This is a genomic window from Litorilituus sediminis (assembly GCF_004295665.1).
GTDB lineage: Bacteria > Pseudomonadota > Gammaproteobacteria > Enterobacterales > Alteromonadaceae > Colwellia > Colwellia sediminis.
This window is the reverse complement of the sequence record NZ_CP034759.1, coordinates 3,290,916-3,306,577: the sequence shown is the minus strand read 5'-3', so window position 1 is coordinate 3,306,577 and position 15,662 is coordinate 3,290,916. Positions and strand designations below refer to the sequence as shown.

Below are 15,662 nucleotides of genomic sequence, written 5' to 3'. Positions count from 1 at the left end.
TTAAAAGGGGTTAATGCTATCTGTCTAACTTAGGTTGACTAGAGCAAGCCTTATACCAAAAACTCAACGCATTGATTTATATAAATAAAATAAAAAGCCACTCAGTTAAGTGAGTGGCTTTTAGTGAATTTGACTAGCTATTGGTGAATTTAATCACTACTTTTACGCGAAAGCTTTAGCTGATAGCAGTTTTGTCCGCTCGCTAAATACTTGGCTTCAAAAGGCGTTAATGCTGGCTCTTGCGAGTCACTCTCATGCTCAACTAAGCTAATATCACCCAATAAACCAACCTGACCTGCCGCTTGTTGAAACTCCTCTAGGTACAAGCGCCAATTACTGCGTAATATCAGCTGTTGGCCTATGCTGGTCATTTGCGGGAACACTGCACTGCCATGCCAGCGACGTTGAATATGCTTCGACTTTGGCCAAGGATTTGGATATAAAATATAGTGTTTGCTTACTGGCCAGTTAGCCGCTTTAACCAAACGATAAAAATCATTCAAATCAGCGCGCACCAAGTGATAATTATCAGCCTGGTAACTATCGGCATGTTGATGATCTTCGACATTGCGGTTAATACGATGTGCTGATTTATCTACACCAATGACCAAGCCGTTTGGATTTTGCTTAGCAAGTAAACGCGTACTTTGACCAACGCCACAGCAAGCATCCAGTATCACTTCACCTTGAGGATTTTTCGCCAAAAATGCCTGTACTAAGGCATTCATTTCATCAAAAGCTGCTTGCGTATGTGCTTGGTAGGGCTTTTTAAATTCATGACTTAAATGTTTTGCGACAATTTCATCTAACTTTTCATGTATACCGGGTTGATTGGTAACAATGGCCTTTGAATCACCCAACATATCATTGCAATCTTGCGAACTCATATTAACTTCTTAACCCTATACCTTTGTTAATTAATACCATAGCCGTAACAAACAAGGTCACGATAAAAAAGCCAATTACAGCAAATGCCGTAACTAAATTGACATCAGAAATCCCCAAAAAGCCATACCTAAAGGCATTAACCATATAAACAATCGGGTTGGCTTGCGAGACACCTTGCCAAAATTCGGGCAATAAACTAATCGAGTAAAACACTCCGCCTAAATAAGTTAATGGCGTTAAGACAAAGGTTGGAATAATAGAAATATCATCAAAACTGCCAGCAAAAATGGCGTTAATTAAACCGCCTAAAGCAAAGGTTGCTGAGGTTAAACTGACAGTAGCAATAATAACCCAAATATTATGTACTTGAATATCAACAAACAATAAAGACACTAAAGTAACAATGAGGCCAACTAGCATGCCACGGCACATACCGCCACCGACATAACCGGCAACAATCACCCAATTTGGCACAGGCGCAACCAGCATTTCTTCGACGTTACGCTGCCACTTTGCACTAAAAAACGATGAAGCCACATTAGAATAAGAGTTAGTGATCACACTCATCATAATTAAGCCGGGCACAATAAACGACATATAATCAAAGCCGCCCATTTCACCAATGCGCTTGCCAATTAACGAGCCAAAAATAACAAAGTACAAACTAATGGTAATGGCCGGTGGTACTAAGGTTTGTACCCAAATACGCATAAAGCGATGAATTTCTTTATGTAAAATACTTTTTAAAGCGATGCTGTTATTCATTTAGGCTGTCACCTCTTGTGTTGATGATTCAGCGGCTTGTTCATTAATCAGGTTAACAAACAAGGCCTCTAAACGATTACTTTTATTGCGCATACTAAGCACCTCTATGCCTTGCTCTGATAACTGAGTAAACACCTGATTTAACGCTTGGTTTTTATTTAAATCTACTTCTAAGGTGTGATCATCAAGTAAGCGCGATTCAACACCGCTTAACGTCACCTCCCCTTTAACGGGCACTAAATCTAAGACAAAGGTTTCAGTGTCTAATTGCGCAAGTAAGCCTTTCATGGTGGTGTGCTCAACAATTTTACCGCCATCAATAATGGCAATATTTCGACACAGCATTTCTGCTTCTTCCAAATAATGAGTCGTTAAAATAATGGTAATACCTTGCTTGTTTAATTCACGTAAGAAATCCCACATAGCGCGGCGTATTTCTATATCAACCCCCGCCGTTGGCTCATCTAAAATCAGCATTTTTGGCTCATGCATTAAAGCACGGGCTATCATTAAACGACGCTTCATACCACCTGATAAAGCGCGCGCAGGTTCGTTACGTTTATCCCATAACTCAAGCTGCTTTAGGTATTTTTCAGCACGTACCATAGCGGTTTTTCTATCAACGCCATAATAACCTGCTTGGTTGATTAGTATTTTAGTGAGCGGCTCAAATTGATTAAAGTTAAATTCTTGCGGCACTAAACCAATACAGCTTTTCGCCTTATCAAGTTCAAGGTCTATATCATGGCCATAAACCTTAACCTGACCTTGAGTTTTATTAACTAAAGAAGTTATCACACCAATTGAAGTTGATTTACCAGCACCGTTTGGCCCAAGCAAAGCAAAAAAATCTCCTTGCTGAACTTTAAGCTCAATGCCTTTCAGTGCCTGAAAACCGCCTTTATAAACCTTCTTTAAGCCGCTAATTTCTAACGCATAGGTCATAGTTTTACCTGATACAAAATAACTAAGTGGACTCTTAATATGGAGTCAATGCAGATAATTTCAATAGCGAGCAAATGATAATTGCTCACACCAAATAACCATCTATCAGAAAACTCAGGCTATTCATCGACTATGCTTATAGCTGCTCTTGTGCCAATTAAGTATACAATTTATAGTGCTTAGCAAAATAATCACCTAGGGTACGCCCTCATTATTGCTTACCTAAGTTAAAGCAGCTAAAGGAAAATGCATGTTTACCAATCATCTGAAGAAATCTTGCGGCAAATTATTTATTGTCAGCGCATTAGCTTTACCGCTTGTTGCCTGTAATACCTTACCAAACCAACAAAATACCGTAGCAGAAAAAAATCAACCGCTAACCTTAAAAAGCATTTATCAAGACAAAGCCTTTAAATCGGATCGCATAGGTCAAATTCGCTGGTTAGAAAAAGGCGATGGTTATTTAGCCGTTGAAGCCAGTAAAAACGGTGAAGGCGAAGATATTGTTCAATACAATGCCAGCACTTTAGCACCGCAAGTATTGGTTACCGCGAAACAGTTAACACCTGCTGGGGCAAGCGAAGCACTGACTATTGATGACTATGCTTTTTCTAACGATGGCAACAAACTGTTAATTTATACCAACAGCAAAAAAGTTTGGCGCTCAAACAGTCGTGGCGATTATTGGTTATATGATCTAAAAAGCAACAAACTCGTGCAATTAGGCGGCAAAGATGTACCCGCTAGCCAGTTAATGTTTGCTAAATTCTCGCCAGATGCCAGCAAAGTTGCCTATGTATTGCACAACAACATTTATGTGCAAGACTTGAGCTCAATGCAAGTCACTCAACTAACCGACAGCGCCGGCAATGGCATTATCAACGGTGTCTTTGATTGGGTTTATGAAGAAGAGTTTATTATTCGTGATGGTTTTCGCTGGAGCCCAAACGGCAAGAAGATAGCTTACTGGCAGCTAGATACCAGCGGCAGTAAAGACTTTATTATGATCAATAATACTGATTCTTTATACCCTACCCTAACCAAGTTCCCTTACCCTAAAGTCGGCGAAACCAACGCTTTGGCAAACGTAGGTATTGTCGATATAGCCGACAAGCAAACCACGTGGGCTAAGCTGCCAAACAATTCACGCAATATGTATATTCCACGCATGAATTGGTCAGGTAATAGCGAAGAAGTACTGGTTCAGCATGTTACCCGCAAACAAGATATTAATCGCTTGTATCTAACCAATGCAGAAACCGGCAATAGTAAGCTTGTTATTACCGAGCAAGAAGAGCACTTTCTTGACTTCTTTGATGATGCCCGCTGGATAAACAATGGCAAAAACTTTATCTGGACCAGCGAGCGCAGCGGCTGGCGTCATCTGTACAATATCTCACGTGATGGCAAAACTGTCATAAACTTAACCAAAGGTGACTTTGATATTACTGACATTAAAGCCGTTGATGAAGAAAATGGCTGGCTGTACTTTATTGCCTCGCCAGATAACGTTGCCCAGCGCTACCTATATCGCAGTAAATTAGACGGCAGTTTAAGTAATCAACGCGTCACGCCAAAAGAATATGCTGGTTTTAACCGTTATCAAATGTCCAGTGATGGTAGCTGGGCCATCCATAGTCACTCAAGCTTTGCTACACCTACATCAAAATATTTAGTGAATGTATCCGCTAAGCCGAATAGCCGGCACCAGAAAAAGCACACCTTAATGACTAATGAAAAGCTTAACGCTAAATTAGCCAAAATGGATGTAGCGCCAACAGAGTTTTTCCAAGTTACAGCGCAAGACGGTGTCGTGTTAGATGGCTATATTACTCGCCCAGCTAACTTTGACGCCAGTAAAAAATACCCAATTCTTTTCTACGTATACGGTGAAGCTTGGGGACAAACGGTACAAGATAAATGGCGCGGCAATGCCTTTATTTGGGATCAAATGCTAACTCAGCAAGGCTTTATCGTGGCATCAATTGATAACCGCGGCACTCGCGCACCAAAAGGTCGTGACTGGCGTAAATCAATTTACGGTGGCGTTGGCATTTTATCATCACGGGATCAAAGCGATGCTTTAAAAGCCATGGCAAAACGTTGGTCTTATATTGATACTGACCGTGTTGGCATTTGGGGACATTCAGGCGGCGGTTCTATGACTTTAAACATGCTGTTTAGATACCCTGAGCAATATCATGTCGGTATTTCATCAGCCCCAGTTGCCGATCAATTACTGTACGATACCATCTACCAAGAGCGTTACTCTGGCCTGTTAGAAGATCACGCTGAAGGTTACAAGCAAGGCTCACCAATCACTCATGCCCATAACCTAAAAGGTGAATTATTACTGGTACACGGCACAGGAGATGACAATGTACATTACCAAGGTGCAGAACGATTAATTAACGAATTAATCAAACACAATAAGCAGTTTGAGTTTATGTCGTACCCTAATCGCAGCCATAGCTTGCGTGAAGGCGAAGGCACTACCTTGCATTACAAAACCATGAAAACTAACTTCTTTAAAGAGCACTTATTAGCTAAATAATACCTACCACAAAATACAAAGAGCAACCTATATTGGTTGCTCTTTGCTATAAACCTTAAATCATTAGTCCCTGCTAGCAGCCATTTTTATCGAAACATTTCCTGACAAAAAGCAGATTGCACTTTATCTTAATAGCGCGAAGAATTGTCAGCCAAAAGCAAAATCAATCGGAATGATAATATGATAAAAACAATACTTTTTTGCTCCGCGATACTTCTTACTACAACGAATGTTCACGCAGTACCCAAAGCTGCAACCAAAGCTGATTATGATAACGTACTGCAGTCATACGTCGACAAAGATGGTCCAGGTGTGGCGGCTATTGTTAGTCAACATGGCAAGGTACTTTATAAAGGTGCCCGAGGCATGGCAAACATAGAGCATAATATTCCATTAGAAACTGATAGCATTTTCAGATTAGGCTCTATCACCAAACAGTTTACCGGCGCCGCCATTATGATGCTGCACGAGCAAGGTAAGCTATCAATTAAAGACGATATTCATAAATATGTGCCTGACTTTCCAACAGAAGGCCAAGTAATAACCATTGAGCATCTATTAACCCACACCTCAGGTTTAGCAAACTACACCGAAGACGAACATGTATGGAATAAGCTAATCCCAACAGCAACAACATTAGATGAGATGCTAATTGAGTTTGCCAAACACCCAATGCCACTAAAAACTGGCGAAGCCATGCGCTATTCCAACACAGGTTACGTATTGCTAGGTAAAATCATTGAAGTAGCCAGTAAACAAAGCTATGCCGACTATATAGAGCAACATATTTTTGCCAAATTAGGCATGAAAAACAGTATGTTCGGTGGCACTCAGCTTATCGCTAACAGAGCCAGTGGCTATAGCTTAGCAGATGGTGAAATCGTTAACGCCTCGCCAATCAACATGATGTGGCCACATGCTGCTGGTTCATTGCTTTCAACCGTAGATGACTTGAACATCTGGTATAGCGCTCTAAAAAGTGGCAAGCTTATTTCCAAAGCAGGTTACCAGCAAATGATCACACCTTTTACCCTGAACGACAACACTAGCTCTGATTATGGCTATGGCTTAGGTTTTTACAAAGTGAACAAATATAATGCCATAGGTCACGGCGGCGGTATTCATGGCTTTGTAACCAACGCATTTTATTTACCAGAAAAAGATTTATATGTCGCTGTATTAAGCAATACTGATGCTGGCTCACCGGGGGATATAGCATTACTTCTTGCCGCGAAAGCAGTTAACATTGATGTACCAGAGTTTAAGGAAATTAAACTTTCTAAAAAGAGTGCCAAGCACTTACTAGGCAGCTATGCCGTATCAAATGATTCAAAGCGTGTTATTGGCTATGAAGATGGCAAGTTCTTCTCGCAACGTGATGGCGGTCACAAGTGGTTAATCAAGCCAATGTCTAACAATAGCTTTTTCTATGATGCCAGCTTGTCATATTTTACTATTGATAAAAACGATAAAGGCGAACAAGTTATGAACTTTTATAGTGGTCTAGCAACCACACCAAGTGTTGCCATTAAAACAAAATAACTCGCTGTTTAATTAAATTTTAACTCATAAATAAGGGCTGCTAGTTACAAAACCAGCAGCCCTTTTTTCATATTGGTAGCAGCTTAAATCGCAGTAAAATAACTAAGTCATTATTTGTTAGAGAAGTTGTTAGGAAATTTCAGCTGCTGTATTTCTCGCCACGAAATCAATTTAATGCCTTGTTCTGCTAGCATCTTACTTAGCTTAGGATCACTAACATAATCCATATCTCGTTGACGCCACTTCGCGCCATAATCATTATCTCTGCCCGTGGTTGAAATCATATCTTCATCATCATAACCGAGATGAAAGGTTACTTGGCTTACCTGAGCAGGCTTAGTATTTACCACGAGCTTATCATAGGCTTGATGCCAATCTTTAGCGGCTGTATTTCCTGTAACAAACAAATAACTGTCTAAGCCATAATCCTGCTCATTAAGTAGCGCCATATATTGAGCATTGCCGGCTATAAAGTTAAGGGAAATAACTGCTGGTAATTGATAAGCTCTTGCTAGCTTTAAATAAAGCGCAAACAAATCGGCATTTTGAAACAGGGCAGCCATATGGGTATCAATATGACTCGGTTTAATGCCTGCCTCTAGCGCTCTTTCGATTTGCGCTGTAATCTCCTTCTCCACCTCATCTAATTTGGCATGTTTTACAAAGTCAGCGGTATTTGCATAGAAATAACCCTGCTCATTCAATAAGCTTGGTATTTCTTTTTTCGATAATACGCCGCCCCAGCGCATTTGTGGCCACTCTGAAGTAAACGTAAGATGTATGCCTAAGTCAAATTGAGGATTCTGCTTAGCGTAACTCGCATAATCAACAAACTTAGGCGCCGGCACCATAATACTGGCGGAGTTGATATAGCCATTCTCAAACGCTGCTTTCACCGCGCTATTAGTAGAAGCATTTAAGCCAACATCATCCGCATGTAAAATCAGTAATTTATCCTGAGCTTTATAGCCCAACTGCTCTATTACGTTCACAGACTTGGCAATTGGCTCTGCAGATAGAGGCTGAATAAAGACAGCACCCAAACATAAACACACACTAGTAACATTAAATACTCGAGATAACTTGCCTGTGATTAAATCCATATACTTACTAATATCCTGACATTTAACTTCTATAATTGCCCAATGCCTGTTAATAACCAACAAGCTCAGCATAGCCTAAACCATTAAAGCCGCCAGAGGCTTTAACGCGCCCTTCCCAGTAAGGAATTGTAAGCTGATTACGAGAGTCTTTAGTGATGGTTTCTAAAATAATATCATCTCGATTAGGCAAACTAGCGCGCCACTTACTTGGGTATTTTTGGCCTTCTAAGCTAACTGTTTCAAGTACAGCTAATGTGATATCTTCTCTGGCTATCGCGCTTGCTTTACCATCAGGTGCGATTTCTGTAGCGCTACAATAATCATACCCCTGATCACTACCACGAATACAAAATAGCATTAAACCTTGCTCGCCTGAGGCCTCATCAACCAAGCTAAACCAATCCCAGCCGAGCTGACTTTTATCCAATAAACTTGCCGACCATTCTCTGTCATACCAAGCATTACCCGTTACCTGATATTCTTTACCAGCAAAGGTAATTGCGCCCTCTACCTTTAAAAAAGGATAACTAAAATAATAAGATGCATGACCACTTTCAGTTTTTTGGCTATAGCCATTATCTCCGTGCAAGGTCATTGGGCTATCGCCGAGTGTTAAGTTAACGGCAAAGTTATCTTCAACAGCGCTTAAATTCAGTGGTAAAAACGCCTGGCCTTGGCTTTTTAACTGCCAATCATCAATAGCAGCAGTAAATGGCGCAGTTACTACCTTGGCTTGATTAGCACGAGCAAGGCCACGTTCAAAGGCAACATGAGTTTGCTGGTGCTGAATAGCAAAGTGAGCAAAATAAATATTATTATCCCACCATGTTGAAGCAAGCGTGCTTGGCATTAACGTACGAAATAACGTCCATTGTACGCCGAAGGTTTCACCGGTATCGCTTTGTAAGTTTGCTGTGATATACCACCACTCAATCCCCTGTGCCTGATGAATACCATGGTCTTGCGGAAAAACTAACTTAGCGCCAGGTTTAACCGCTGCACCACTTGCCATTTGAAAAGCCGTAGGTGCGCTTTCTTGTTGTGCTGGCTGACAAGCAACTAACATCAAAATAGTAATAAGCAAGAACCATAGCTTGAGTAAACTAGCCTTTAACATCTTAATACTCCCCCTGCACGCGAATAAGCTTTCTTACCGGAAGATAAGCACAGACTACCGATACAAGCACTAAGGTTAAGCAAGTAAATACTAAGGTGGCTAAATCTAAGCTAAAGTGAATTGTCCAGCCAAAGGCAATCGGCATAACAAACTTTAATAAGGCAAAGCCTAAAGCAAAACCGAGCGGCACAGCAAACAAGGCAGTAAAAAATACCACACCAGCAGTTTGTAATAACTTCATAATTAATAACTGCTGCCCAGTTACCCCTAAGTTACGCAGAATAACCAATTGCTTTAATTGGTTAGCACTTAAGCTTAATAAGCTAGTACATAAGCTCAGCAAAGCGATAGCGAGAATAAAGCCATTAAGCGCTTTAGTAACAACAAAGGTGTCATCAAATAAGGCATTGGCATATTGTTTAAAGACCTTGTTGGGCATAATTTGCGTGCTATCTTGGTTAAATTCACCGACTAAGCGTTCAGTAAATTTCGCCACGCTTTCATCTGTTTTTAAACGAATGGAATAGCCATAAGGTTTACTATTTAAACCCGCTTGTTTAAGGCGTTGCTCTAAGGTGAGCAAAAACATGCTTGGATTACCATAGTCATAGAAAAAGCCAGTAATTCTACAACTAAACTGTGTGGCATTTTGAGTGAAAGTTACCTCGCTACCAAGGGCAATACCAAATTTAATATAACTTTGCTCATTGGCAAGGCAGCCGTTATTGGCAAAACTAGCCACACTGGCAACACCGCCTGCTGTTAGCGAAATATGCTGATAATGCTTAGCGCTATCACCAAAGCTGGCTAATTGCGCGGGTAAATTATTTAGCTTACCTTCGCTTTGAGTATAAACACTTAATAGCGCCACTTCTGGCAAGGCAGATAATTCATTTCTTAAGGTGTGATTAAGCGTTTCTGAGCGCAAATAAATATCGGCACTTAACTGTTTTTCAAGGTGGGCATTTAGGGTATTGCTAAAACTTTTCACCATAATTTGCATACCAATAGCACTGCCAAGTGCCACCAAAATAGCAATAATGGCAATATGTAAATCTTTGATATGAAAGCGCGTATCGGCATGTAACCACTGATTAAGCGGATTATTCAATTTAAAAGGAATAGCAACCAGCGCAGACAACGCCTTAGGCACTAATAAAATAAATAACAGCAATAAGGTAAAACAAAGCAGTAAGGCTTGAAATTCACTCGCGGCATAGTTAACTAACCATAATAGCGCTAAACCAGTTGCCACCAACATGCCATAAAATGCCCACTGACCTTTATTGGCAAGGTACTTAGCTTGAGCGATTAAAATTACCGCTAAGGCGAACATATTTAAGGCAAAGCCGAGTAAGACATTGCCCCATTGCCAGCTAATAACCAAGGCTTTATCTAACTGATACAGGCCAACCAAGGTGCGGTTTACATCTAACACTAAGGCATTGGCAATAAAGTAACCGCCTGCCGTGCCTAAAAGCGCAGTAACGGCACTAACAGCAACGAGCTCAATGGTTAAACTTAATTGAATACCTGACTTACTACAGCCAAGTAAATGCATTTGCGTCAGCAGTTTTTTACGTGCGGTTAAGGTAAGTTTTATCGCATTAAAACTTAAAAAAGCGGCAACAATATAACCTAGCATGGCAAGCGCAGTTAAATTAAAAAAGAACGCTTGCGAGAGCACATCAAACTCTTGCTGCTCAGCATCAACTAGCTGCGCCCTGCCTGCGAGTAATGTTTCTATCTGGCTAAGTTGCTGCTCACTTAGCTGTAACAATTCAATAAAGCTCAATTGCCCGTTTGCTGATAACAAGTAATCAGCATTGGCAAGATCGGTTATCGCCCAAAGGCCGATATCATCAACTAAGTGAATATCTGGCTGTTGCTGGCCTTTGTTTAGTTCAAATTCAAGCTGTTCACCCGCCTCATTAAATAATCGACTAGCAAATTGCGCATCAACTAACAAACTGGTTAACGAAATCAGACTATTAGAGGTGCTATTGCTTTGCTCTTCTTGCTTTTGTAATTGACTATTTTGCGAATGCTTTGGTTGTGACTGACTAAACCACAATAAGGTATCAACCCCTTGAATTGATAAGGTACGCCCAGCCTTAGTTTTTAATTGTCCCCGTAGCACAGGCTGTGCATTGGTAAAACCTTGTCGCCTTAACTCTAACCACAACTCGCCAGCAATATACTCTTCACCCGTTAATGGTTTAATTAGATGACTAACAGGGTTAGTCATTAATGCCGAAGATTCTTGATAGCGAGATTTTGCCTCTTGGTTAAGCCCTGCAATCGCCGTTAGCAAGGCACTGCCTAAACTAAAGCCCAGAATAAAGAGCGCCATTAACCAAGGGTGGCGACGATAAAAAGCAATATGGCTGGCAAGTATTAGTTTAATTTCGTTAGTCAAAAAGGCCATCTCGAAGCACTTTTACTTGGTCAAAATAATCCGTTAATTGCTGACTATGGGTTACCATAACCAAGTTGATTTCACGCGCTTTACAAAGCTTTGTTAGTAACTCGACTACTTGATGAGAGCGGGTTTGATCTAAATTGCCGGTTGGCTCATCAGCAAAAATAATTTGTGGCTTATTTAACAACGCCCGAGCAATACCAACACGCTGCTGCTCACCACCAGAAAGCTGATGCGGTAAAGCGTTTAATTTTTGGCTTAAACCTAATGAGTCAACCAAAGAATCAAATTCAGTAGCCGCTTTACCTGCGTAATTCAACTTGTGCTGAAAAAGAATATTTTGTTTAACCGTTAAGCAATCAAGCAGTTGATATTGCTGAAATATCAAACCAATTTTACGACGATACAAAGCGAGCTGTTTATCGTTTAACTGGGTTAATTCTTGATTATTAACATTGACCGAGCCGCTATCGGCTTGCAATAAGCCTGCAAGAATATGTAAAAAAGTGGTTTTTCCTGAGCCGCTATCCCCCAATAAGGCAAGGTGCTGCGCGGCAGGAACAGATAGGTTGAGCTGATTTAAAATATTGTGTTTACTATCGCCATCGGTGCGACTAAAACACAAATCCTTAACTTCAATCACGTTAACTCCTTGTTTCAAGGAGCTTAGTTTAACGTGATTGATTAGGGTTTACTAGGTAGGTGCAAACCAAATATCAACCTAAGATTTCTCTATAACCAAGGTTACTTTTTTAGTTTCATCATGATTATAAGCTTGCGCTCACATTATCACGCTCTACCTGTCTTTATATAAGCAATAGTTTTCTTTGCATGATCTTGTAATAAACCTTTGGTTGAACCAACAGCCTTGTTATTTTCAGAAATTACTCTAAATTTTGAAACAGCTTCGCCTGAAGATTTATCGTAAATGACAACTTGGGTGACAACATAGTCAGAGCCAGCAAACACACCTAACATTGCTCTTTTAGCACCATGTCTTACGTTATAGCTAGTGAAAGTAATATCAAGTAACTTATTCGCTACATTCTCATTTAGCTTTGATTCCGCCAAACTTTTACCAATTTGTTCAGAAAAGATCGCAAGAGCATTTTCTTTAACCTTCACTTTCTGTGAAATTTTATACTCAAAAGAATCAGCTGACGTTGGCATATATGGCTGAGTAATAAACATCCGTGGAGCAGCACAGCCACTAATTACTAATGAAATCAAAAGTAAAAAAACTGCATTTCCATATTTCATAAATAAATATTCCTTGTTCGTAATCGTAGATAAAATTGAAATTAACTAAAATGTGGTTTTTCCTGAGCCGCTATCACCCAATAAGGCAAGGTGCTGCGCCGCAGGAACAGATAGGTTGAGCTGATTTAAAATGTTGTGCTTGCTATCGCCATTAGTGCGGTTAAAACACAAACCTTTAACTTAAATCACACTAACCCCTTGCTTTAAAAGAGCTTAATTTAACGTGATGTATTTGAGAAAGCTACGAGTAAATTAGAAGTGAATGTTGGAAACAGTCTAAACTACCACAGCTAATTCACCAAGTTACTTTATAAATCTATGTATGAAAAATATAAACTATCGCCGCACATATTTTTAACGTCAGCGACAGCCAACTTCCATAAACTACTAAGCTGAAGCTTTACTTACATAACCTTTGTCGATTAACCACCACTCAGGTGCCCAAGACGTTCCGCCTGACTCTCCATCATACGGGTAAGATCTCTTAAGTTTTTCAAGCACTTCTTTATCTTGACCAAACCTCAATAACCAATACCCGAAATATGTTTTAAAATTAATGTGTTCCCCGATTTTATGGGCACTATTATCCATTAAAGATCGATAATAATGACCAATTGATACTAGGATATTACCTAATATTTTATCTTGCTCTGAATCACTCTTTAGAGCAGCATATCCATAGTTTTTAATTGCTTCTTTATCTATTTTACAACGAGTTAATTGCTCAATATGCTGTATATCAGAGTCACTGGAAATATTAGCAAATAGTAAATCCCAAAGTTCAGGAACTAGCTCATCTTCAACAGCACAATTAGCGATTACTGTCTTAATAATATCTGCATGGGCATCAATAAAATATGGATTTAAGGGTATTTCTTGCTTTTGTTCTTTGTTTTTTTGCTTCAAATCGAAGTAATCACGAAACCCTTTTTCTTGAGCAATTTCGTCTAAACATTGACAATGCTTTTTCTCAGGTGAGCTTTTTTGTAATTGCTTTGCTTTTTTCTTAACATGTACTATTAAATTTTGGTGTTCTGTAGGCATATCGTTCTCCTCACTTCCATCGATTTATGTGCACCCCTCACCATACTCAATGGTAGAAAAAAACGTTAAATTCGGAATTTTGGTTCTCTGAGAGATTTGCCTTCGGGGTGGGCTGGCATCCATGAAACACCGACGGCAATTATTGCGCCTTTTTGCTGAGGGTGTCAACATTTTATTGACTAGACTTGAACTCCCTTAAAGTTTCAATATCAGAACAGTCAAATAGCTCTCTTTAACAGTACCAGTGTATAATTATTAAATTATATAAATTCAATACTTCATCTTACTAACTATTAAATTCATTCCTATATACCTGCTTCCAACTCTTCACTCAAATACTGATAAAAGTCTTCACGCTTGCGTAACACTTCACCTTTCAAACGCTTCATGAGTATCGGGTAAAAACTTTTGAACTAATTCTGTTTGCGATAATTGATCTGAGTAATTGCCAACACAGAAACATAGCTCACAGTTTCTCAATTTGAGCATATTAGCCATGTTCGAATTGCCTCTTAATACGTCTATCAATGCTTTTTTTGATTCAATATGCAGGTCAAGCTCATTATTAAGCTTAACCTTTGGATTATCCAAAGTTATGCTTTCAAGATAATCAAACAGAATGGGCTTGCTGGGTTTTCTTATGGTTACCATCATTTTTTGTCTATCGTGTTTATTCCATTCATCAGAAAGCTCTCTGACACTGTCGAAATAATTATCTGAAGCTTGGCTGTTTGCTGACCAATATATAGGATTATCTTTTGTTACCCAGATTTCAAAACCATTATTTAACAGTAATTCCGAACTAAATTGAAAAAGAACAGGGCCGTAATGATTCTGGCGACAGAAGTGTTGATGTAAGTCAGTGGTATCCAGAAATATATCGTCAAAAACAGCAAACTTTTTGTCTATATCATCTGATTGCTGAGGTGTTTGATACAAGCCTTGCCTTTCAATATACTCGCGTGAAAGTAAGCCACCTTCTTCAATAAAAGTCATTGACGTGGCAACTGTATTAGCATGGTAAAGGCTCGTTATATTGTTACTTTTTAAAAACTCATATAACTTTCGGTTATCCAACTTCATTTTTAAATCCACTTAATTACAATTTCTATTTGATGACTTAGATTGGTTTTTACACAGTAGCTACCGTCAAATATCCACATCCAACTCTTCACTCAAATACCGATAAAATTCTTCTCGTTTGCGTGGTACTTCAATGGTGGCACAGGCAGCATCTAAGGCATCAATCGCCGCTTGTTTGCTGATAATGCCGGCTTCAACTTTAGGTAAAAGGTGTGTGGTGTAGATGTAACTTAATTCGTTATAGCTGCCATTTTGGCCGCAAGAAACCACAGCAGCATCGCCGTTTTTGGCAAAATACACGTCTTCGTAATCGTATTTGTCGTTAATCTCTTTAATCGACTCTGGACGTTCTAGTAACTTGTTAATCAATGACATGTACATGCCTTGTAACGATTGAAAAACACGAATATGAGCTCGTTTGCATAATAAATTTCCTAACTGCATGGAAAACAACTTATTAATATTGATGGATCTTTAGGTTATTAAAACCTCACAAGTTTGGGCTTGGTCAACGCTAACCAGTGTTACTTGATAATTTAACTTAAACCTAACAACTTGGCTGTTGCAGGCATGACACAAAGGGGCAATGTGTTCACCTGCAACAGCCGGATTGTCAATAATTGCACCTAAGGTAGGTACTTGCAGACAACCATATACGGAACAATAAGGCGGCCAAGTAACACCTGAAAAGACGAGCCAGTGGTCTTTCCATGTACCACTACTGCAGGCTCTATCAGACTTACCTGGTTTAATCTTCCAACCTGTTACTACTGCTTTTGTCATTAGGTTTGTAAAACCATTTGAGCGATCTGTCGTAAAACAAAACTATACGTATTTGCAAACAAAACACCATTACACGGCATTACAAGCATGTTGACATTGCTGTTATCAAGAAAACTTAGGCTGAGAATCTAGGGAGTTAAAGATGACACGTCATGA

Annotated in this window: 15 protein-coding genes; 2 read left to right on the top strand and 13 right to left on the bottom strand. The window is 39.6% G+C overall.

Going from position 1 to position 15,662, the window contains the following annotated elements; translation table 11 throughout:
* Window positions 1-149: 149 nt before the first annotated feature.
* The 3 genes from trmB to EMK97_RS14670 are packed head-to-tail and all read right to left on the bottom strand — an operon-like array spanning window position 150 to window position 2,598.
* Window positions 150-887 (bottom strand): tRNA (guanine(46)-N(7))-methyltransferase TrmB, encoded by a 738-nt coding sequence (gene trmB / locus EMK97_RS14680; protein ID WP_246028802.1) that lies wholly within the window; start codon window positions 885-887, stop codon window positions 150-152.
* A gap of 1 nt (window position 888) precedes the next feature.
* Window positions 889-1,653, bottom strand: coding sequence for an ABC transporter permease (locus EMK97_RS14675; protein WP_130603448.1), 765 nt, complete (start codon window positions 1,651-1,653; stop codon window positions 889-891).
* Window positions 1,654-2,598 carry an ABC transporter ATP-binding protein gene (locus EMK97_RS14670; RefSeq protein ID WP_130603446.1) on the bottom strand — a complete coding sequence of 315 codons (945 nt, stop codon included), beginning with the start codon at window positions 2,596-2,598 and terminating at the stop codon, window positions 1,654-1,656. It abuts the gene before it with no gap.
* A 250-nt stretch (window positions 2,599-2,848) separates the two neighbouring features.
* Here EMK97_RS14670 and EMK97_RS14665 point away from each other — a divergent pair, with 250 nt between their 5' ends.
* Both EMK97_RS14665 and EMK97_RS14660 read left to right on the top strand, forming a co-directional pair.
* The gene (locus EMK97_RS14665; protein ID WP_130603444.1) at window positions 2,849-5,152 is read left to right on the top strand and encodes a S9 family peptidase; all 2,304 of its coding nucleotides are present in this window, start codon (window positions 2,849-2,851) and stop codon (window positions 5,150-5,152) included.
* 180 nt (window positions 5,153-5,332) lie between these two features.
* The gene (locus EMK97_RS14660; RefSeq protein WP_130603442.1) at window positions 5,333-6,694 is read left to right on the top strand and encodes a serine hydrolase domain-containing protein; all 1,362 of its coding nucleotides are present in this window, start codon (window positions 5,333-5,335) and stop codon (window positions 6,692-6,694) included.
* Between the two features lie 110 nt (window positions 6,695-6,804).
* Here the strand turns inward: EMK97_RS14660 and EMK97_RS14655 are convergent, their stop codons facing one another.
* The 10 genes from EMK97_RS14655 to EMK97_RS14610 all read right to left on the bottom strand — a co-directional run bounded on the left by EMK97_RS14655 (window position 6,805) and on the right by EMK97_RS14610 (window position 15,506).
* Complete coding sequence (locus EMK97_RS14655) at window positions 6,805-7,797, bottom strand: polysaccharide deacetylase family protein (protein ID WP_170176775.1); 993 nt, start codon at window positions 7,795-7,797, stop codon at window positions 6,805-6,807.
* Between the two features lie 49 nt (window positions 7,798-7,846).
* Window positions 7,847-8,914 carry a lipocalin-like domain-containing protein gene (locus tag EMK97_RS14650; protein ID WP_130603438.1) on the bottom strand — a complete coding sequence of 356 codons (1,068 nt, stop codon included), beginning with the start codon at window positions 8,912-8,914 and terminating at the stop codon, window positions 7,847-7,849.
* 1 nt (window position 8,915) lies between these two features.
* A complete protein-coding gene (locus EMK97_RS14645) occupies window positions 8,916-11,342 on the bottom strand; it encodes an ABC transporter permease (protein ID WP_130603436.1) in 2,427 nt (808 codons plus the stop codon).
* Window positions 11,326-11,979 (bottom strand): ABC transporter ATP-binding protein, encoded by a 654-nt coding sequence (locus tag EMK97_RS14640; RefSeq protein ID WP_130603434.1) that lies wholly within the window; start codon window positions 11,977-11,979, stop codon window positions 11,326-11,328. The genes EMK97_RS14645 and EMK97_RS14640 overlap by 17 nt, the downstream gene beginning before the upstream one ends.
* A gap of 146 nt (window positions 11,980-12,125) precedes the next feature.
* Window positions 12,126-12,596 carry a DUF4410 domain-containing protein gene (locus EMK97_RS14635; RefSeq protein WP_130603432.1) on the bottom strand — a complete coding sequence of 157 codons (471 nt, stop codon included), beginning with the start codon at window positions 12,594-12,596 and terminating at the stop codon, window positions 12,126-12,128.
* Window positions 12,597-12,641: 45 nt separating this feature from the next.
* A complete protein-coding gene (locus EMK97_RS19445; RefSeq protein WP_425462175.1) occupies window positions 12,642-12,767 on the bottom strand; it encodes an ATP-binding cassette domain-containing protein in 126 nt (41 codons plus the stop codon).
* Window positions 12,768-12,983: 216 nt separating this feature from the next.
* On the bottom strand, window positions 12,984-13,640 hold the full coding sequence (locus EMK97_RS14625; RefSeq protein WP_130603430.1) for a hypothetical protein: 657 nt from the start codon (window positions 13,638-13,640) through the stop codon (window positions 12,984-12,986).
* 369 nt (window positions 13,641-14,009) lie between these two features.
* Window positions 14,010-14,723 carry a hypothetical protein gene (locus EMK97_RS14620; protein WP_130603428.1) on the bottom strand — a complete coding sequence of 238 codons (714 nt, stop codon included), beginning with the start codon at window positions 14,721-14,723 and terminating at the stop codon, window positions 14,010-14,012.
* Window positions 14,724-14,789: 66 nt separating this feature from the next.
* Entirely contained in the window at window positions 14,790-15,098 is a 309-nt protein-coding gene (locus EMK97_RS14615; protein ID WP_145963111.1) for a hypothetical protein, read from the bottom strand.
* Between the two features lie 99 nt (window positions 15,099-15,197).
* Window positions 15,198-15,506 carry a hypothetical protein gene (locus EMK97_RS14610; RefSeq protein ID WP_130603424.1) on the bottom strand — a complete coding sequence of 103 codons (309 nt, stop codon included), beginning with the start codon at window positions 15,504-15,506 and terminating at the stop codon, window positions 15,198-15,200.
* Window positions 15,507-15,662: the final 156 nt, after the last annotated feature.